Genomic DNA, 20,167 nt, shown 5'->3' on the forward strand with positions numbered 1-20,167 from the left:
GCTGCGGGCGCCGGGCCGGCAAGACAAAGAAGACTTTCAGATATCAATATGCGGAAGGCCCGGGCCGGGACGGCAGCCGGGCGGCGCATCCGTGCGGCGGCGTCCGGGCGTCGGCATCCGGGCGTCCGGGCGTCCGGCGCGGCTGCGTGCTACTTCAGCTTCACGTCCGCTGACGCGATGATGCGGCGGTACGTCGCGATGTCGTCGCGCACCGTCTGGTCCACCGCGTCGGGCGCCGTCGCCGCGATGGTGAAGCCCAGGTTTTCCAGCAACGCCGCCGTGTCCGGCTCGCGCAGCACCGCCACGACGTCACGGTTGATCCGGTCCACCACCGCGCGGGGCGTCGAAGCCGGTACGGAAAATCCCTGCCAGCTTTCCACCGCGTAGTCGGGCAGCCCCGCCTCTTGCATGGTGGGCACGTCGGGCAACGCACTGGAGCGCGTCGGCGTGGTCACGGCCAAGGCCACCAGCTTGCCGCTGCGCACGTTTTCGGTGGCAGCCGCCAAGGTGATCAACATCGCGTCCACGTGCCCGCCCAGCACGTCCAACGTGGCCGGCCCGCCGCCCGGGTAGGGAATCTGATTGGTCTTGGCACCGATGCGCTCGTTCAAGAGTTCCACCGCCAGGTGCTGCAAGCTGCCCGTGCCGCCCGGCAAGGCCAGCGAAATCTCGCCGGGTCGTTGCCTGACCAGCGCCACGAACTCCTGAAAGGTCTTCACGCCCAGGCCGGGGCGCACCACCAGCAGCTGCGGATTCACCACGGCTTTGGTCACGCCCTGCAAGTCCCTGACCGGGTCGTACGGCACGCTGGCCTGCAAGGCGTTCAGCGACAAGGCGTCGCCGGCCAGTAGCAGCGTGTAGCCATCGCCGCGCGCATGCGCCACGGCCGCGTTGCCGATGGCGCTGCTGGCGCCCGGCTGGTTTTCGACGACGACGCTCTGGCGCCATTTCTCGCCCAGCTTTTGCGCCAGGGTGCGGGCCAGCTTGTCGGCGCTGCCGCCCGCCGCAACCGGCACCACAATCTTGACGGGTCGGTTCGGGTAGCGGTTGGCGTCTTCCGAGGCCACCGGTGCCGACCCGGCAAAGTTGCTCAACAAGCCGGCGCCCACCACCACGCCCGCCGCCAGGCCCAGGCCCAGCCGCCATGCGGATTTGCGTTTGCTGCTCATGCCGTCGCTCCCGTGTCCGCGCCGAACGCGCTGAACGGCTTGCCCAGCACGGCCGATGAATGCCGGCCGTCCACCCCCACGGGCACGTCGCCCTCCAGGGTGATGCGGTACAGCACGCGCTCGGTGTCCAGATAAGCAAAGTCACCAGGCCCCTGGTGGGCCGTCGCACGGTTGTCCCAGAACGCAATGCTGCCGGGCTCCCAACGGAAGCGCGCGGTGTACTCGGGCCGAGTGATTTCTTCAAAGAACAGGTTCAGCAGATGGCGGCTTTCCTCTTCATTGACGTCCTTGATCCGCCGCGTGAAGCCGGGGTTCACGAACAGCGCGCGCTCGCCCGTCTCGGGCAACACGCGCACCACCGGGTGTTCGGACACCAGCGGGCTGGCCTGCACCCGTTGGGCATACACCGTCTGGTTGTCGAAGTCGCCGTTGTAGCCGCCAAACTGGTGACGCGCCCACAGGCCGTCTGCCAGCGCGCGCAGCGCGGGCGATAAATGCTCATAAGCCGCCACCAGATTGGTGAAGATCGTGTCGCCGCCATACGCGGGCACTTGCCGGCCCGCGCGCAGAATGGACCCGGCGGGCGGATTGACCACGCCCGTTACGTCGGTGTGCCAGCGTTCACCGCGCCGCCCGGTAGTGGACCGCGATGAAATCGTGCGGATCTGGGGATAGCCCTCGGGTGGATTCGCGTCGTAAGGATGCGCCGACGTCGGGCGTCCAAAGCGCCGCGCAAAAGCCAGGTGCTGGGCGTGGTCGATGTGTTGGTCACGAAAGAAAACGACCTTCCAGCGCAGCAGCGCCGTGCGGATCTGCTCGACCTCGTCGTCGGTCAGCGCTTGCGTCAGGTCCACGCCGTGAATCTCGGCGCCCGTAAAAACCGACAGCGGCCGGATGTCCAGCCGCGTGTGTTCCAGTGTGCTCATTTGCCGCCCCTGTGTGTTTGCAAAAATTCAGGATAGGGGCGGCGCCGGCGCGCAACAAATACCGATACGCAATGTGAAAATAGCCCGGCTAGGCGCGCTTGTCCGTCAAGAACGCCAACATGCGCCGCGCCAATTCTCGCGGTTGTTCCTCGGGCAGATAGTGGCCGCAATCGGACAACACGCCGCCTTGAAGATCGCGCGCCAGGGGTTTAAGCGCTTGGTGCAGGCCGGGCGCGCTGCCCTGCTCTCCGCCCAGCGCCAGCACCGGCACGGTCAATGGCGTATCGCGTAGCGCGCGGTTCTGCTCGCGGTCTTCGGGTTCGGCGCGGTAGTAGCCCAGCATGCCGCGCAGGCCGCCCAAGGTCTGGTACACGCGTTCGTATTCGTCGATGTCGGCACGGCTGAACACGCCCGGCTTGTTGGCCGTCTTGCGTGAGAAGAACCATTCGATCAGGATGCGCTCGCGCCCGGCCAGCAAGGCTTCGGGCAGGTCGGGCACGCTGTTGAACAGGAAGTGCCAGCTGCGCCAGTTATCCGCGCCAAGCTCGATGGCGGGCGGCAGGGTGACGCCGGGAATGTTCGCGTCCAGCAGCACCACGTGATCGACCTCGTGCGCATAGCGCGCGGCGTAGGGGTACGCGATCCACGCGCCGATATCGTGGCCCGCCAGCGCATAGCGCGTCAGGCCCATCGCGTGGAACAAAGCATGCAGGCGTTCGCCGGCGGTGCGCGTGTCGTAGCCATCCAGTGGCTTGTCGGAATCGCCCTGCCCAGGCAGGTCTACCGCGAACACGCGAAAGTGCGGCGCCAGCAGCGGCATCACGCGCCGCCACGCGTACCAGCTCTGCGGAAAGCCCGCCAACAAGATCAGCGCGGGCCCCGCGCCCCCTTCCACCACGTGGTATCCCAAGCCGTCCACCACCACGCGGCGATGCTGGAACGGCGTGCCGTCCAGCGCAAAAGTGTCGGCGTTTGCCAATGTTGTATTCATGTTGATGCCCGCCGGTTCAGTGCAACGCGCCCGCGCCCAGCTTGATGTCTTGCGACACCGCCAGCGTCGTGGCCACCATGATCTTGACGCCCAGCACCAGCACGTCCAGCGCCAGGCTGGGCGCGCCGGGATGGCGCGTGGCCATCTCGGGCAGGTAAGGCACGTGCACGAAGCCACCGCGCAACGCGGGCCGCTGCGTGGCGATCAGATGCGCCAGGCCGTAGAAGATGGTGTTGCAGTTGTAGGTGCCCGCCGTGGACGACACCGAAGCGGGAATGCCGGCAGCGCGCAGGTCGCGGACGACGGCCTTGATGGGCAAGGTGGAAAAATAGGCCGCCGGGCCGCCCGCCACGATGGGCTCGTCGACGGGCTGGCGGCCCTCGTTGTCGGGAATGCGCGCATCGATCACGTTGATCGCCACGCGCTCGACCGACACGTCCACCCGACCGCCCGCCTGCCCCAGGCAGATCACCACGTCCGGCTGCACGTCATCGATTGCCTGGCGCAAGCGATCCACCACCTTGCCGATGACGCAGGGCAGTTGGCGCGCAACCAAGTGCGCGCCCGCCACGGCCTGCCCGTCCAGGCGGCGCGCGGCCTCCCACGAGGGGTTAAGCGTTTCGCCATCGAACGGTTCAATGCCGGTAATCAATACGGTTGCCATGCCAGCTTCCTTTTTGTGTCGATGCCGACCATGGTAGAAGCGACAGCGCTAATTGTTGAAATCGATATTCGCTATACATACTATTGACGGTATGAATCTATCTGCCGTGGACCTGAACCTGTTGGTGGCGTTTGAAGCCCTGTACGAAACGCGCAACGTGACGTTGGCCGGGCAGCGCATCCATCGCGCGCAGCCTTCGGTAAGCAGCGCGCTGGGCCGCTTGCGGCGTCTGTTCAACGACGAGCTGTTCGTGCGCACCGCCGACGGCATGCAGCCCACCGACCATGCAATCGCGCTGATGCCCGCCGTAAGCGGTGCGCTGGATCAGATCCGGCGCGCGCTGGCGCAAGGGGTGGGGTTTGACCCCGGTGCGGCGCAGGGGCGGCGTTTTACGCTGGCCGCCAGCGACTATGCCGACGTGGTGCTGGTGCCGCACATCGTGGCGCGCTTGCGCCGTGAAGCGCCCGCGGCGGACTTGCGCGTTGCGCGCCTGGACCGCGCCGCCATTTACGAACAGCTGGATAACGGCACCGTGGACATCGCCATCGGCGGCCACCTGAGCCCGCCCAAGCGCATGCGCGCCACGCGGCTATACGAAGAGACCTTTATCTGCATTGCCGACAAGCAGCATCCCGGCCTGCGGGGCCGCAAGCTGACCCTGGAACGCTACGTCGCCTTGCCGCACGCGCTGTTCGTGCCCAGCGACGATGGCTCCGCGCGCGGGGTGGTGGACGCCGGCCTGGCACGCCTGGGCCGCAAGCGCCGCGTGGCGTGCACGTTTGCACACATCGTCGCCCTGCCCCATGCCGTGGCCGGTACGGACCTGATCGCCACGTTGGCGCGCCGCGCGGCGCAGCGCCTGGCCGGGCAAAGCCTCAGCCTGCGGCCCTTGCCGCCTGAAGTCGACCCCGGCCCATTTGCCGTTGACCTGATCAGCAGCCGACGCGCGCCGACCGACGCGGCGCTGGCGTGGTTGCAAGGGCTGATCCAACGGGCGGTGAACGACATGGGCGGCTGACCGCCCCAGCCCGCCATCAGCGGACCAGCATGGACTCCACGTCGGCGCCGAACGCGCAATATCCCGGGTAGCCGGGCCGCGCGTCGCACGCCATCAAGCAAGCGGGTTTGCCGTCGGGCAATATGGCAGACACCGACATGCCGAACCCATAGGTGGGCGTCGTCACGTCGAACGTGTTGTCGCACACCGCCTTGGTGCTGTAGGCAAACGTCATGCCCTCTTGACGGCCATTGATGGCGAAAGAGACCTGGAAGCTGTTGTAGCTGTTCCAGCCGGCGCGGGGCAGCACGACAAAGCGGTACCGCCTGGCATCGCGTCGTTCACCAAAGATCTTCAGTTTGGCCGACGTGGTGCGCGTGGCGGGCGACGGATACGGCAAGGCCAGCAAGGCGCGCGGATCGCCCACTACGCCCAGGTCAAAGCCGATGCCCTTTTGATAGAACGGCACGTCCAGGCTGGGGCCGCCGGAATATTCCACGTGCGGTGGCGGCCCTGCCCGGGTGTCCTGCTTCGGGTCGAAATCTGGCGCGCGCGCAAACGTCACGTCCAGCGTCAGCACGACGTCCTGGGGCTTAGCGTCATCGGTGCGCACGTGCTCTTCGTAGATGGCGGCACTGCCCGCGCATCCCGCCAACAGCATTACGCCAAGCAAGCCCACGCCTTTAAGCGGCAATCGCTTTGCAAGGTGCGTCATGTCAATTCTCCCGCGCGCTCAGTGCCGGCAGGGGCGCGGACGTCAGGTCCAGCCCCGTGAACTGCCAGCCGTCCTTGCCCTGCCGCCATGCAAAATGCCGATTGATCCATGCCGCCTTCAAGTTGTTGTATAGCCGCCGTTGATCGATGCGCTGTCCCGCGTCCAGGGCCTTTTTGGCCGCTTGCGAGCTCTCGTCCCACAAACCGGCGAACGCTTTGGCCTGCCGGTCCTTGGTGAACGGCACACTGGCATAAGGGCCATCATCGACGCGCGCCAGCCGGATCTGGTTGTCCAACAACAACGCACCCTGCTTGTTGTCCGGCGACACCGACACCAACAGCGGGATGGAAGAGATGTATTCCTTCGGGCGCTTGTGTTCGAACCACAACACCTGCCCGGTCGAGGTCACCAGCGCACGCGAGCCCGCGGTGAAAAGCAGCACGTCTTGCCGGCCGGGCTGCGACATACCCAGGTCCGGGTCGCGCAGGTCCACCGTGGGACTGAGCACGCGCGCCAGCGGCGTGCCGTTTTGCACCGCGATCAAGATCGTGCCCACGCCCATCATGTCGTTGGACACCGCCAGCAGCATCGGCTGGCCGCCTTGCGTGGGCCCCAGAGGCTTGACGTGCACGAACTCATAGGCGTTCAAGGGCCGGTAAATCTTGCCGCGATACAGGATGGTGCGCAGGTTCGACCTTGGATAGCCTTCCAGCGCGAAATCGCCGCCGAGGGGCTCGACGGCCTTCAGGTGATCGGTGTTGCCGGCCGCGGGTTGTGCGGCCACGATGGCCGGCATCACGGCGCACATTGCCACGGCGCCGGCCAGCACGCGGCGACGCCAGATTTTCAAACAAGGCCACGCCAGAACGCAGGAAGAACGGAACACAGTGGCGGTGCGGACGAAGCCGCGTAAAGTCAGGGTGCCGGCATTCTAGGCTAAGACATCATGGCGCCGCCGCTGCCCAAGCTGCCCCGGCCGCCTTTGCCGTCCCGGCGCGCCGGCCGCCATCGCCACCGTCGCCGCCCTAGCTGCCCCCGCCGCCCTCGCCGTCCAGCCCCGGCGGCAAACGCACCAGCGCGTCGCGCGTCACTTCCCGCAACTGCACCACGCCCAGCATGCCCATGTTGCGCCTGATTTCTTCCACGATCAGCTTGATGGCGTGCGACACGCCGCGCTGCCCCGCCACCGTCGCCGCGTAGTTGAACGGCCGCCCCACGAATACGCAGCGCGCGCCCAGCGCGATGGCTTTGAGCACGTCGGACCCGCGCCGCACGCCGCTGTCCAGCATCACGTCCATGCCGCCCGCGGCGTCCACCACAGCGGGCAGGGCCAACAGCGGCGACACGCTGCCATCCAGTTGACGGCCGCCGTGGTTCGACACGATCACGCCGTCCATGCCATGGGCCTTTGCGGTGCGCGCATCGTCGGGATGCAGGATGCCCTTGATGACCATTTGCCCTTTCCAACGACGGCGGATGGCCGCCACGTGGCGCCAGTCGAGATGGCCACGATCCGAAAAATCCCGCAGCACGTTGGCCGATAGAATCGGCGCGCCGCGCGTGGCGTAGTTGTTTTCAAAATGCGGCATGCCGTGGCGCCACAGCGTGCGAAGAAACGTACCGAACAGCCAGCGCGGATGCGTCAGGCCCTGCCAGGCCAACCCCACGCTGGGCCGCAGCGGCGTTGAGAAGCCGGCGCGCACGTTGTTCTCGCGATTGGCGGCCACCGGGGTGTCCACCGTCAGCACCAGTGTGGTGACGCCGGCGGCGGCAACGCGATCGATCAAGGCGCTGATCTGCGCGTCATCGCCCGGCAGGTATGCCTGGAACCAGGTGCCCGGCGCGGCCTGCATCACTTCTTCCAAGCGGATCAGCGACGACCCGCTCATGATGCAAGGCACGTCGGCGGCAGCGGCGGCGCGCGCCAGCACAATGTCGCCGCGATAACTCGACAACGCCGCGATGCCCATGGGCGCCACGCCGACCGGCGCGGCGTAGTCTCGGCCCAGCACGGTGGCGCGAGTGGTTCGCTGGGAAACGTCCACCAGCACCTTGGGCCGAAAGCCGTAGTGTGCAAAGGCCTGCCGGTTGCCGCGTTCGGACTGCCCGTCTTCCACCGCGCCCGACACATAGGCGTAGATCGGTTCAGGCAGGCGCTTCTTTGCGGCCGCCTGGAAATCTTGAAGGCAGAGCAGATGGCGCAACGGGTCGGGCATGGCGGTCTCCTGGCGGCGGCGGGCCCCTGATACGAGGGCCTGCGCGCGGTGGTTTTGGCGATGGCGCACGACTATAGGCCCGTCACTTGTTTGAATAAAGTGACTTTATCGATATTGCTTATTACACTTTTCTTCGCCCTGAAGCTGCCCGGGCCCTTTCCAGGCCCCACCCCGGACCCCGCCATGACCCTCAAGCAACTCGAAGCCTTTTACTGGGCCGCCACCTGCAAGAACTTTGCCATTGCCGCCAACCGGCTCAATATCTCGGTGTCGTCTTTGTCCAAACGCATCGGTGAACTGGAAGCGTCCATCGGCGCCGATCTGTTCAGCCGCAGCGCCCGCAGCGCAACCCTGACGGCCTTGGGCGAACAGCTGGTTCCCCATGCCAAGGACCTGCTGCGCAACGCCGACCAGTTCATGCAGCAGGCCAGCAACAACCTGACCTATTCCGGCCGCTGCCGCTTTGGCGCGGGCGAGCTGACGTCCATGACATGGATGCCCCGCTTGATCGACGACATCCAGCGCGCGCATCCCAACCTGCTGGTCGAACCCTATGTAGGCGTGGGCGAACTGGTTGAACGTGGCCTGGAAGAAGGCGACCTGGATTTTGCCGTGATCGCGGGGCCGTCTTCGCGCGCGTCCATAGCCTCGCACCTGATCGGCAGCGCGTCCTTCGAATGGGTAGCCGCCCCGCGCGCCGTGCCGGACCCCGCCGCGCTGGCCGTGGCCGACCTGCCCGGGCTGACGCTGATTACGCAACCGCAAAGTTCCGGCGTGATCCGCATGCTGGACGACTGGCTGACCGAACAAGGCGTCTCGCCCGGCCGCACCCAGTGCTGCAACAGCTGGGGCGCCATCGCGGGGATGTTGCGGCAGGGGCTGGGCCTGGGCTTTCTGCCCACGGCATGGGCGCGCATCATGATCCAACGCGGTGACCTGCACGCGCTGCCCGGCCTGCCGCCTTTGCGCCCCCTGCCCTATACCTTCCAATGGCGGCGCGACGACACGCGACCCATGCTGGCCAACCTGAGGGCGCTGGCGCAGGACGCGCTGGACTTCGGCGCGCCCGCCGGAATGCTGTAGCACGCTTCCCCCGCACCGCCACTGTTTCGAAAAAGTCTCCCACGAAATAGAAAATTATTCGCTTTATCTCCGGTGTCCGCACGCGTAGAGTCGCCTCAAACGATGACCGCCCACCGGAGACTAGGTGCAATGCCGCATATCGGTTCCCCCTTGCAAGACTTTCCTAAACGCCTGTGCCGCCTTGACCTGTGGCTGAACCCGATTTTCGACGAGATCATCGGCGCCGAATCCGGCATTGCCTTGTCCGTGCTGCCCGCGCACGGCGATGACGCGCGCACGCTGGCCGGGCTGCGTTCGGCCCACGCCTACCACGTGTCGGCCGCCAAGGACGAACTGCCGCGCCAGTGGTTCGTCAACGCGGCGCTGATTGCGCAATGCCCCGATCTGGTCTGCGTGTCGTCTGGCGGCGCGGGCTACGACACGGTGGACGTGCCCGCCTGCACGGCAGCGGGAATTGCGGTGTTGAACCAGGCGGGCGGCAACGCCGCGTCGGTGGCCGAGCATACCTATGCGCTGCTGCTGGCCGTGCAGCGCCGCGTGGTCGAATCCCACCAGCGCCTGCGCCACGACACCGGCTTCTCGCGCGAGGATCTGATGGGCCATGAAATTCACGGCACGGTGATCGGCCTGGTGGGTATCGGCCAGATCGGCTCGCGGGTGGCGCGCATTGCGCAAGGATTCGGGATGCGCGTCATTGCGCATGATCCGCTGCTGGACGCCGACACCATTCGTGCGCGCGGCGCGGAACCGGTGTCCTTGCCCGACCTGCTGGCGCAGGCCGATGTGGTGTCGCTGCACTGTCCGCTGGACGCCTCGACACGCGGCATGATCGATGCCCGCGCCTTTGCCGCCATGAAGCCCGACGCGGTGTTCGTATCCACCGCGCGCGGCGGCATCCATGACGAGGCCGCGCTGTACGACGCGCTGCGCGGCGGCCACCTGCGCGGCGCGGGCCTGGACGTCTGGCAGCAAGAGCCGCCCCCGCGCGATGCGCCGCTGCTGGCGCTGCCGAACGTGGTCGCCACCTTTCATACCGCCGGCGTCACGCATGAGGCCCGTCGCAATGTGGCGCGGTCATCCGCGCAGCAATTGACGGCCATGCTGCGCGGCGAGCGCCCGCCGCAACTGGTCAACCCCGAGGTCTGGCCGATAGCGGCGGCGCGCATTGCCGCCTTGCAGTCGTAGCGCCCCGCCGTGCACGTCCTCTGAAAAATACCGTGCGCGGCACCTGAAAAAACACAGTGCGGCATCAAGCCGCCAACCCACCCCAAGAGGAGACACCATGCAAACCCCCCACAACAAGCGCCGCACCTTGCGCGCACTGGCGGCGTCCATCGCCCTGCTGTCCGGCGCCACCCTGTTCGCGGGCAACGCGCAAGCGGCCGGCTACCCCGAACACCCCATCAACCTGATCGTGTCGTACGGCCCCGGCGGCGGCACGGACCTGGTGGCGCGCATGATGGCGCCCTTCTTGCAAAAGTACCTGGGCAACGATGCGCGCATCGTGGTGCTGAACCGCCCCGGCGCGGGCGGCGCCATCGGCTTTACCGAACTGGCCCGCGCGCAACCGGACGGCTACACCATCGGCTTCATCAACACGCCAAATCTGCTGACCATCCCGATCGAACGCAAGTCCAACTTCACGTGGCAAAGCTACGACCTGTTGGGAAACCTGATCGATGACCCGGGTGCCTTTACGGTGCGCAACGATAACGAACTGAAGACGTTGGCCGACCTGTTGGCCTACGCCAGGAAAAACCCGGGCAAGGTCACCGTGGGCACGACCGGCACGGGGTCCGACGACCACTTGGCCATGCTGCGTTTTGAGCGCGCGTCGGGCACGAAGCTGAGCCACATTCCGTACAAGGGCGCGGGCGAAGTGCGTGGCGCGTTGGCCAGTGGCGAAATCACCATTGGCGCCATCAATGTGGGCGAGGCGTTGCAGTATCAGAAAGGCGGCACGCCGCTGCGTTTCCTGGGGCAGATGGGCAAGACGCGATCCGCCGCGCTGCCTGACGTGCCGACCTTCAAGGAACAGGGGTATGACTTTGAACTGGCGTCGCTGCGCGGCCTGGCGGCGCCTAAGGGCTTGCCGCCCGAGGTGCGGGCAAAGCTGACGGATGCCGTCAAGCGCACGGTCGATGATCCGGCGTTCCAGGCCAAGGCGAAAGAGATGTTCGCCCCCTTGCGCTACCTGCCGCCCGCGGACTACGCCGGCGAATTGACGAACGGCGAGGCGGAATTCCAGAAGCTGTGGAAGGAAGCGCCGTGGCTGGATAAGTGATGTCTTGCTTCGCCCCGACTGCTTACTTGGGCTTCACGTCCTCGCCGGGGTAGCCGTCGATGTAGGCGCGACCCGAGCAGCGCAGCATTGCCACGCAGGCCGGTGCGCCGGTCTTGGCCGAGCATGCCGTGCGAGCTTGCTCGCGCGCGGCAACGGGGTCGGGGTTCAGCGCCGTGAAGCGCGTGCCACGCCCTTCGCTGCCCTTCACCCAGGCCATGCCGACGCAGGTGTCCTTATAGGTCAGCACCTTGCGGCAGTCCTTGCATTCTTCCCACTTCAGCAGCGTCGAGACGGCATCGTCTTCTTTCGGGTAGCCGTCCGAATAGACCAGGCCGCCGTCGGCCCCTTCGGCCACGGCGCCCCAGTATTGGCGGTCATTTACCTTGGCGGACAACGCTTCCACATCGGCGGGCTTGGCGCGCTTGGCGCCTTGCAGGTCGGCGGCGCTGTAGCCCGGGCCCACACAATACGGCAGCGTCACCAGGCGGCACTTGCCGTCGGGGCTGCCCGCGGTGCAGCGGCGCATGGCTTTCTTGGCGGCTAGTTCGGACGACACGCTGTTGCCCGGAAACAGATCCTGGCGCGAGTTGCGCGCATAGGCCAGGCAGCTGTCCGAAAACCAGTTCAACTTCTTGCAGTCCTTGCCGCCCTGGCGCCGGCACTCGGCCAGCGACGAGGCCTCGGCGTCCTTTTGCGACGCTTCGGGCAGGGTCCAGTACGTTTTGTCGTGATTGCCATCGGTGGCGACGCCGCCAAACTGCTTGTCGGCGTACGCGGGGCTTGTAGCCAAACCGGCCAGCAACGCGATAGCGGCGAATGCAGCGCGGATCAATCGGTGAAAGCGGGCAGGCATCATCGTCGTGGTCAATGAAAGAAAGGAATCCGGGAGCGAAGCGGGGACGATGTTAGCAAAGAGCGGCCGGGCTCCGTCCCCCAGATTTGCCGCCTTCCAGGCATATTGAGTAACAAATTTCACATGCCGTGATGAGATTGCTGGCCCCGTTTTCCGGTAAAAATGTCGAACTTTTCTTACGCATATCGGCGCTCCGCCCCGCGCCGACGGCCAGATGCCTTGCCCGCACCCCCCGGCCGCCTGTCACGAAGAGAAACAATCAGACTGCGTTATCCCCGACTCCCCGCCGGCCGCAAACGCCGACCGGACCCTTGCCACGGAACACCGACCGCCCACCATGACGTCGCCCTTGCATTGTTCGACCCGCCGCAAAATGCTGTTGCCGGCCACCCTGATCGCCGCCGCCCTGGGCTTGTCGGGCTGCGCGCCCATGCCTGACGGCGGTAGCTCGGGTTTGCCGTCGCTAGGCAATGTGTTCAAGTCCGGCCTGTCGTTCTCGCCCAGCGTGAACGTGGCCAAGAACATGGAAGGCCGGTCCATCAACGACGCCATCGCCGCCTTGGGCGAGCCATCCAAGAAGCGCGCGGTGGGCAACACCATGGAACTGGAATGGTCCGACTACCAGGCGGCGCCCTACACCGAGTGGGTCACCACGGGCACAAGCCAGCAAGTGGTGGGCATGATTCCCGCCACCAACACCTCCGCCGCCACGCCTGTTTTTCAGACCAACAGCACGGGCCACTATCAAAACCGCACCCGCGTGTATGAATGCACCGTGCTGATGCGCATGGAAAACAGCATCATCACCAGCACCAGCGTAGACGGCAACGTGTGCCCGGAATTCATCGCGGCGCTGCGCAAGTGGTCGGGTGAAGCGGAAGCGAACAACTACGTGGTGAAGTAAGCCGCAAGCGCCTGCCCGCCTTGCCGGCGGCCGCCTGCGCCGACTCTCCCCGCAACGAGGCGCCCCGCGCCCAGCCCGCGCCATACCCAAGACTGAGTATGGCGCGCGTTTTTTTCCGCGATTAGATTTGCCGGATATGCCCGCCGCCGCGTCCGTTGCAGCGCAGCAGGCCAGTATGCCCGCGTTTGTACGAAGCAAGATCATCTAGTGGCCCCTTCGAGGAGAAGACCATGGACTGGTTCGTTTCTACGCTTAAGGCTTATCCGGAAATCGCCATATTCCTGGCGCTGGGAATCGGTTACTGGATCGGGGGAAAGAGCTTCAAGGGATTCAGCCTTGGGGCTGTGACCGCGACCTTGCTGGTCGCCATCGTCATCGGCATCCTGGGCGTGAAGATCTCGCCCAACGTCAAATCGGTGTTCTTCCTGATGTTCCTGTTCGCGGTCGGCTACGGGGTCGGCCCGCAGTTTGTGCGGGGCATCGCCAAGGACGGCCTGCCGCAGGCCATCTTCGCCGTGGTCATGGCGCTGCTTTCATTAGGCTCTGCGGCCGTCGCCGCGATCATTGCCGGATATGACCTGGGCTCGGCCGCCGGCTTGCTGGCCGGCTCGCAGACCATCTCGGCGTCGATGGGGCTGGCTACCGACGCGATCAACCGCCTGGGCCGGTCGCCTGAAGAAACCCAGGCCTTGCTGGACGCCATGCCCATTGCCTACGCGGTGACCTACATCTTCGGCACCGTGGGCTCGGCCATCATCCTGGCGCAGATCGGCCCGAAACTGTTGGGCATCGATCTGGTGGCGGCCTGTCAGGAATACGAAAAAATGCTGGGTGCGGGCAACGCCGCGCAAGGCGCCACCGAGTGGCACGAATTCGAGATGCGGGCCTATTCCGTGGCGCCCGAAAGTCCGTTCATCGGTAAATCAGTCGGTGAGCTTGAAGCCGGCACCCGCGAAGGCGTGCGCGCATTCATCGAGCGCATACGGCGTGACGGCGACATCATGGAAGTGGACCAGGCCACGCTTATCCAGGCGGGCGACGTGGTGGTCATCGGCGGCAAGCGCGATCAGATGATTCTGCGCCTGGGCCCCAGCGGGCGCGAAGTCGAAGACCCCGAGCTGCTCAACATCAAGACCGAAGGCGTGGACATCTACGTCTCGAACAAAAAGGTGGACGGCAAACGGCTGGAGGAATTGGCGCGGTGGCCGGGCGCGCGCGGCGTGTTTCTTAAAAAGATCCGGCGCGGCCCCACCGAAACGCAGATTCCCGTGTTGCCCAAAACGCAGCTCTACCGGGGCGACGTCATCACCGTGGTCGGGCGCACGCAAGACATCAATATCACCGCCAAGGAACTGGGCTATGTGGATCGGCCCACGACAGTGACGGACGTGGCGTTTGTATCGCTGGCCATCACCGCCGGCGCGTTGATTGGCGCGATCGTGATCGATGTCGGCGGCATTCCGCTGACGCTTTCCACCGCGGGTGGCGCGTTGATCGCGGGCATTGTGTTCGGCTGGTTTCGCGCCGTTCATCCCACCTTTGGACGCATACCGGAACCGACACTGTGGTTCATGAATTCGGTGGGCCTGAACGTGTTCATTGCCGTGGTCGGCATATCCGCCGGGCCGGGTTTTGTGGCGGGCCTGCAGAAACTGGGCATCAGCCTGTTCCTGTGGGGCATTTTCGCCACGGCCGTGCCGCTGGTCGTCGGCATGTTGTTGGCCAAGTTTGTGTTTCGCTTTCATCCGGCGCTGATCCTGGGCATCTGCGCCGGCGCGCGCACCACCACCGCCGCGCTCGGCATGGTGTGCGAAGCCGCCAAGAGCCAGGTCCCGGGGCTGGGCTATACGGTCACCTACGCAGTCGGCAACACCTTGCTGACCATCTGGGGAATGATCGTGATCATGCTGCTTTCCTGAAAAAGCCGCCCATCCCGACGCCCACTCTTTGTCCGCCTTCTTCGTTTTCTGCGTATTCGCGGGGCGCTTCGCGCCTTGCAACGCCAGGGGTACACCATGATGAACCGTGAAACCAACGGCAGCGATCTGGACCATCTGTTTTCGAATTCGGCCGCGCGCATGGATCGGTGGCGCGACATGAACGCCAAGGCGCAGGCCTGGGCGGCGCAAGCGCGTGGCGGCAACGGGCGCAGCGCGGCCACGGCCGTGCAAGAGGCGTTGGCCGCGTTGCGCCCGATGGAGACCTACTTTGCCTATCCCGGCGCGCAGCTGCTGCGCGCGCTGGATGAGCGCCTGGCCGAGGGCGACGCCATGGGCGCGGCGCGCCTGATACTGCGCATGAGCAACGCGATGCTGTCGGGCAGCTACCGCTATGACGCCGCGGAGTGGAACGTAGCCGAAGACGCCTCGTACGACGCCCCCGACCGCCTACCGGCGGGGCTGGGCGAGAACGGCGGGCGTCAGCCCTATTTCGAAACCCTGTTCGTGACGCCGATGTCAGCGTCGCGAACGGCGGCCATTTGCCAAGAGATTCGCCAGTTCCGTCGACCCGACGATGGCCTGATCTATGAGCCCGTTCTAGTCGGCAGCGTGGAAGACGCCCTGCTTGCCACGATCATGAACGGCAAGATCGAAGCCGTGGTGATCTACGAAGGCGTGCCTTTTGCATCCACCCACGAAGCCCCGCTGCTGCGCGATTTTCTGGCGGCCTACCAGCATCTGGATACGCAGCCGGACGACACGCGGCAAGCGGGCGTCAAGCTGGCCCGCTTCATTGCCAACATCCGGCCCGAGTTGGATATCTACCTGCTGACGGATCGCAAGGTCGAACAACTTGCCGGCGACCCGGCCGCCGACTGCATCCGCCGGGTGTTCTATGAGGCCGAAGAGCCCATGGAAGTGCACCTGAACATTCTGGAAGGCGTGCGCGACCGCCAGGCCACCCCGCATTTCGACAATCTGAAACGCTATGCGAACCGCCCCATCAGCACGTTCCACGCCCTGCCCATCGCGCGCGGCAAGTCCATCATCAAATCCAACTGGATCCGCGACTTTGGCGAGTTCTACGGGCTGAACCTGTTCCTGGCTGAAACGTCGGCGACCACCGGGGGGCTGGACAGCATGCTGGAGCCCACGGGCAACATCAAGGTGGCGCAGGAGAAGTTCGCGCGCGCCGTGGGCGCGGACCACGTGTACTTCGTGACCAACGGCACGTCGACGTCCAACAAGATGGTTTATCAGGCGGTGACCAAGCCGGGCGACATCGTCATCGTGGACCGCAACTGCCACAAGTCGCACCACTACGGCATGGTGCTGTCCGGCGCGCAACCGCTGTACGTCGAAGCCTTTCCCATGACGGAATATTCGATGTATGGGGCGGTGCCGCTGCGCACCATCAAACAGGCTTTGCTGGACCTGAAGGCCGAGGGGCGGCTGCACAAAGTCGCCATGGTGACGCTGACCAATTGCACGTTCGACGGACATATCTACAACACGCGCCGGGTCATGGCCGAATGCCTGGCCATCAAGCCGGACCTGATCTTTTTGTGGGACGAAGCCTGGTTCGGCTTTGCCCGGTGGTCGCCCTTTCTGCGCCCGCGCACGGCCATGGGCGCGGCGGCCGCCCTGCAACAATGGCGCGACGACCCGGCAGCCACAGCCGCCTGGCAGGCGCAGGTGCGAGAGCTGGGCGACGAGCTGGACCCCAAGGACCCGCGTCTGCTGGAACGCGAACTGGTGCCCAACCCGGAAACCATGCGGATACGCGTGTACGAAACGGACTCGGTACACAAATCGATGTCCAGCCTGCGGCAAGGGTCCATCGTGGCGGTCCGCGACGAAGACTACGAACATCATATTTCCGCCTTTCACGAAGCCGTGTTCATCCATGCATCGACTTCGCCCAATGCACAGATCATTGCGTCGCTGGACGTCGCTCGCCGCCAGATGGAGCTGGAAGGCTATGAACTGGTGATGCGCGCAATCGAGGTCGCGTTGGCCATCCGCCGCGAAGTCGCCAGCCATCCGCTGATTTCCCGTTACTTCAGCGTGCTGGGCGCCGACAAAATGATCCCGGACGGGTTCCGCGCATCCGGCTTTGTCGACTACCTGCAACCCGGAGCCAATTGGCTGACCGCCGTGAAAGCCTTGAAGGATGACGAATTCTGCCTGGACCCGACCCGCCTGACGCTGGTGTGCGGCACGGCGGGGTTCGACGGCACGGCGTTTAAGAATCTGCTGGCGTCCAAATACAACATCCAGTTGAACAAGACCTCGCGCAACAGCGTGCTGCTGCAAAGCAATATCAACAACACCCGCAGCGATGTCGCCGCGCTGATCAAGGTGCTGCTTGAAATTTCAGAGGAGGTCGATGCCCGCCTCGGCGCCGACAACGGGGCCGGCAGGCCGGAGTTCGACGCCCGGGTCAAAGCCCTGATGCATGACGTTCCCAGCCTGCCCAACTTCAGCCGGTTTCATGACGGCTATCGCGACAATCCCGCCAGCAGAACGGCGGAAGGCGACATGCGCACCGCGTTTTTCGCCGCCTACGACGAAGCGGAATGCGAGTACCTGCCCTTGACCAGCCCCGCCCTGGACGAGCGGCTGGCCAACGGCCCGGAGTTGGTATCCGCGAACTTCGTCATCCCGTATCCGCCGGGGTTTCCCATCATGGTGCCGGGACAGGTCATCGATTCAAGCACCATCGAGTTCATGCGCAAGCTGGATGTGAAGGAAATCCACGGCTATCACGCGGCGCGCGGTATCAAGCTGATCCGCCTGTCGGCCATCAACCCGCGCACGGGCGCAGGCCAGCGTTAAGCGGTGGTAGTGGCAACGTAGCGGACGTGGCGGGGGCAGCGCCAATGACAGTCGCAATGACAGCAGCAATGGCAGCAGCAATGACGGCAGCAATGGCAGCACCAATCGCAACCGGGCGCTTCCCCGCGCCCGCTTGTGGCACGGCGAATGGCCTCAGTTCGCCAGCTTGATCGCACCGCTGTCCAGCAGCTTCTGCCACTTGGCGCTGTCGTTTGCGATGAACTGCTGCAAGTCCGCGCGCGAGCCGCCCGCCGCGATCATGCCCGCGTTCTCGACCGCCGTCTTGAACGCGTCGGACTGCACGGTTTGCTGTAAGGCGGCGTTCAACTGATCCAGCACCGCCTTGTCGATACCGGGCGAGGCGGCCACCGAAAACCACTGACTGGCTTCGTATCCCGCAAAGCCGGATTCCGCCACGGTGGGCACATCGGGCAAGGCATCCAGCCGCGCGCGCGTGGTCACGGCGTAGGCCTTGAGCGTGCCGGCCTTGATTTGCGGCAATACCGGCGACGACCCAAGAATGGCCAGCGGAATCTGCCCGCCCGCCACATCCGACACGGCCTGGCCGCCGCCCTTGTACGGCACATGCACAATGTGCGTGCCCGCGTACTGATTCAGCAATTCGCCCGCCAGATGCTGCGATGTGCCGTTGCCGGAACTGCCGTAGCTCCACTTTTCGGGATGCCGGCGCGCATCGGCCAGCACGTCGGCCAAGCCCGGCAAGGCGCGCTGCGCCGGGCCCACGACCACCATCGGCCCCTGCGCCATCAACATCACCGGCGCCAGTTCCTTGCCGATGGCCGGCTGCGGGGTGGGATAGATCAGCGGGCCGGGCACGGTAATCAGATAGCCGTCGCCGGGTTTGCTTCGGGCCACCATCTGAAGCGCGATCGCGCCGGAAGCGCCGGGCTTGTTCTCGACCACGACCGTAAGGCCCGTGCGCTGCGTCAGGTCTTGCGCGGCCACCCGCGTCAGCACGTCTGCCGTGCCGCCGGGAACGAAGCCCACGATCCAGTTGATCTGTTTGGCCGGCCAGGGCAGCGTGGCTTGGGCGGACGCGGCCCCGGAAAAGGCAGCGGCGCCGGCCAGGCCGGCCGCCGCGATGGCGCGATGAATGATGGCGCAACGATTGACGAACTTCATGACTTCCCCTTGTGCTTGGCGCCGTCTATCGCGGGCCGTTCATTCCCCGTCAGCCCGACCGGGGGTGGTGTTGGGGTGCTGCGCGCAAGACGCGTTGAAGGCTTGCACCATCTTGAGCATCGGCCCGAGCACCCACGTATTGAAAATCAAGATATCGCTTTCTTCCTTGGGGTCTTGCTTCAGGTTGAACAGATACGGAGATTCCAGCTTGCCCTTGCCTTCGTTGACCTCGGGCTCCCAATAAAAGTGCAGCTTCCAGTCGCGCCATTTCACCGCGCGCAATTCGTTCTTGATGTAGAACAGAAAGCCTTGCCGCGCCGAGTCCGGGCGCTCGCCGGTGAAAAAATCGGTCTGGTCGATGCCGTCGATCGGCCGGTCGGTCGGCACCGTGGCCCCACCGATGCGCGACAAGGTCGTGTACAGGTCCGTCACGTGCACGATCTCGTTCGACACTTGGCCCGGCTTGACCTTGCCCGGCCAGCGGATGACGAACGGCACGCGCAGGCTGCCTTCCATGGCGGTGTGATAGGTGCCGCTCCAGGGGCCGGCGGTGCCGCGATAGGGCCGGCGATATTCCGGGCCGTTGTCGCTGCAAAAGATGAAGACGGTGTTGTCGGCCAGGCCAAGCTGGTCGGCTTCGTCCATGATCTGGCCCACGCGATGATCCATTTCCACCATGGAATCGGCGAAGTCGCCCGCGCCGGTGCGGCCCGCGAAGTCCGGGTGCGGCAGCGTGGGAAAGTGCAGGTGCACCAGCGGCAGGTACAGGAAGAATGGGCGGCCATCGCGCGCGTTGTCGCGCATGAACGCCTGCGCGTGCTGCACCAGATCCGCGTCGATGCCACGGCGGCTGTCCAGGTCATACAGCTTCACATTGCTGGACGGCTGCCCGGCGCGGCCTTCCATGATGTAGGGCAGCTCGGCCACGCTGGGATCAAAACCGATGGATGACGTGAACTGGCTTTCGTCGGTGGTGCGTGGGATGCCATACCAGTGGTCGAAGCCGCGATCCGACGGGTAGCGCCCCGGGATATCGCCCAGGTGCCATTTGCCGTAATGGGCGGTGGCATAGCCTTGGCCGGACAGTTGCTGCGCCAGCGTGATCTCGTCGCGGGTCAGCCCTTGCGGCAAGCCCGGCGGCACCGATTGCAGGCAGCCGGTGCGGATCGGGTGCCGCCCGCTCATCAACGCCGACCGCGTTGGCACGCAGTCGCTTTCAACGTTGAAGTTGTGCAGCAGCAGGCCCTGGGTGGCCAGGCGGTCGATGTTGGGTGTGGGCGCGCCACGCAGTGCACCGCCCCCGTAGCAACCCAGCTCGCCCCAACCGAGGTTGTCGGCGACGATCAAAACGATGTTGGGGCGGTTCGGCATACGCGCGGCTCTCTATGTATCGGTCTGGGGTATGTCCGGATTCTAGGGTTGGCCGCCCCGCGTAATATTCCAG

At 65.4% G+C, this 20,167-nt stretch carries 17 protein-coding genes; 7 read left to right on the forward strand and 10 right to left on the reverse strand.

The window, feature by feature from the left end:
• Positions 1-149 precede the first annotated feature (149 nt).
• The 4 genes from V6F88_RS05425 to pcp form a co-directional block, all read right to left on the reverse strand.
• Positions 150-1,169, reverse strand: coding sequence for a Bug family tripartite tricarboxylate transporter substrate binding protein (locus V6F88_RS05425; RefSeq protein WP_332608321.1), 1,020 nt, complete (start codon positions 1,167-1,169; stop codon positions 150-152).
• A complete protein-coding gene (locus V6F88_RS05430; protein WP_332608322.1) occupies positions 1,166-2,095 on the reverse strand; it encodes a TauD/TfdA dioxygenase family protein in 930 nt (309 codons plus the stop codon). The genes V6F88_RS05425 and V6F88_RS05430 overlap by 4 nt, the downstream gene beginning before the upstream one ends.
• 88 nt (positions 2,096-2,183) lie before the next feature.
• Positions 2,184-3,086, reverse strand: coding sequence for an alpha/beta fold hydrolase (locus tag V6F88_RS05435; RefSeq protein ID WP_332608323.1), 903 nt, complete (start codon positions 3,084-3,086; stop codon positions 2,184-2,186).
• Positions 3,087-3,102: 16 nt separating this feature from the next.
• Positions 3,103-3,750, reverse strand: coding sequence for a pyroglutamyl-peptidase I (gene pcp, locus V6F88_RS05440; RefSeq protein ID WP_332608324.1), 648 nt, complete (start codon positions 3,748-3,750; stop codon positions 3,103-3,105).
• 91 nt (positions 3,751-3,841) lie between these two features.
• On the opposite strand from pcp, the gene V6F88_RS05445 reads away from it, so the two are divergent.
• On the forward strand, positions 3,842-4,768 hold the full coding sequence (locus tag V6F88_RS05445; protein ID WP_332608325.1) for a LysR family transcriptional regulator: 927 nt from the start codon (positions 3,842-3,844) through the stop codon (positions 4,766-4,768).
• Positions 4,769-4,784: 16 nt separating this feature from the next.
• On the opposite strand, the gene V6F88_RS05450 is transcribed toward V6F88_RS05445, so the two are convergent.
• The 3 genes from V6F88_RS05450 to V6F88_RS05460 form a co-directional block, all read right to left on the reverse strand.
• Complete coding sequence (locus V6F88_RS05450; protein WP_332608326.1) at positions 4,785-5,462, reverse strand: hypothetical protein; 678 nt, start codon at positions 5,460-5,462, stop codon at positions 4,785-4,787.
• Position 5,463: 1 nt separating this feature from the next.
• Positions 5,464-6,312, reverse strand: a complete 849-nt coding sequence (locus V6F88_RS05455; protein ID WP_332608327.1) for a hypothetical protein — start codon at positions 6,310-6,312, stop codon at positions 5,464-5,466.
• 175 nt (positions 6,313-6,487) lie between these two features.
• Positions 6,488-7,678, reverse strand: a complete 1,191-nt coding sequence (locus tag V6F88_RS05460; RefSeq protein ID WP_332608328.1) for an alpha-hydroxy acid oxidase — start codon at positions 7,676-7,678, stop codon at positions 6,488-6,490.
• Positions 7,679-7,861: 183 nt separating this feature from the next.
• On the opposite strand from V6F88_RS05460, the gene V6F88_RS05465 reads away from it, so the two are divergent.
• The 3 genes from V6F88_RS05465 (at position 7,862) to V6F88_RS05475 (ending at position 11,045) form a co-directional block, all read left to right on the forward strand.
• Positions 7,862-8,761 (forward strand): LysR family transcriptional regulator, encoded by a 900-nt coding sequence (locus tag V6F88_RS05465; RefSeq protein ID WP_332608329.1) that lies wholly within the window; start codon positions 7,862-7,864, stop codon positions 8,759-8,761.
• A gap of 129 nt (positions 8,762-8,890) precedes the next feature.
• The gene (locus V6F88_RS05470; RefSeq protein ID WP_332608330.1) at positions 8,891-9,946 is read left to right on the forward strand and encodes a hydroxyacid dehydrogenase; all 1,056 of its coding nucleotides are present in this window, start codon (positions 8,891-8,893) and stop codon (positions 9,944-9,946) included.
• 97 nt (positions 9,947-10,043) lie between these two features.
• Positions 10,044-11,045, forward strand: a complete 1,002-nt coding sequence (locus V6F88_RS05475) for a Bug family tripartite tricarboxylate transporter substrate binding protein (RefSeq protein WP_332608331.1) — start codon at positions 10,044-10,046, stop codon at positions 11,043-11,045.
• A gap of 22 nt (positions 11,046-11,067) precedes the next feature.
• Here V6F88_RS05475 and V6F88_RS05480 read toward each other — a convergent pair whose 3' ends face one another.
• On the reverse strand, positions 11,068-11,913 hold the full coding sequence (locus V6F88_RS05480; protein WP_332608332.1) for a DUF4189 domain-containing protein: 846 nt from the start codon (positions 11,911-11,913) through the stop codon (positions 11,068-11,070).
• A 322-nt stretch (positions 11,914-12,235) separates the two neighbouring features.
• Here V6F88_RS05480 and V6F88_RS05485 point away from each other — a divergent pair, with 322 nt between their 5' ends.
• From V6F88_RS05485 to V6F88_RS05495, 3 genes are all read left to right on the forward strand, one after another.
• Complete coding sequence (locus V6F88_RS05485) at positions 12,236-12,802, forward strand: hypothetical protein (protein ID WP_332608333.1); 567 nt, start codon at positions 12,236-12,238, stop codon at positions 12,800-12,802.
• Between the two features lie 230 nt (positions 12,803-13,032).
• Positions 13,033-14,721, forward strand: a complete 1,689-nt coding sequence (gene aspT, locus V6F88_RS05490; protein ID WP_332608334.1) for an aspartate-alanine antiporter — start codon at positions 13,033-13,035, stop codon at positions 14,719-14,721.
• Between the two features lie 96 nt (positions 14,722-14,817).
• Entirely contained in the window at positions 14,818-17,580 is a 2,763-nt protein-coding gene (locus tag V6F88_RS05495; RefSeq protein WP_332608335.1) for a decarboxylase, read from the forward strand.
• A gap of 153 nt (positions 17,581-17,733) precedes the next feature.
• Here the strand turns inward: V6F88_RS05495 and V6F88_RS05500 are convergent, their stop codons facing one another.
• Together V6F88_RS05500 and V6F88_RS05505 are read right to left on the reverse strand one after the other, a co-directional pair.
• Positions 17,734-18,723 carry a tripartite tricarboxylate transporter substrate binding protein gene (locus V6F88_RS05500; RefSeq protein WP_332608336.1) on the reverse strand — a complete coding sequence of 330 codons (990 nt, stop codon included), beginning with the start codon at positions 18,721-18,723 and terminating at the stop codon, positions 17,734-17,736.
• Positions 18,724-18,762: 39 nt separating this feature from the next.
• The gene (locus V6F88_RS05505) at positions 18,763-20,094 is read right to left on the reverse strand and encodes an arylsulfatase (RefSeq protein WP_332608337.1); all 1,332 of its coding nucleotides are present in this window, start codon (positions 20,092-20,094) and stop codon (positions 18,763-18,765) included.
• Positions 20,095-20,167: the final 73 nt, after the last annotated feature.

The organism is Achromobacter sp. ESBL13 (assembly GCF_036668755.1).
Taxonomy (GTDB): domain Bacteria; phylum Pseudomonadota; class Gammaproteobacteria; order Burkholderiales; family Burkholderiaceae_B; genus Achromobacter.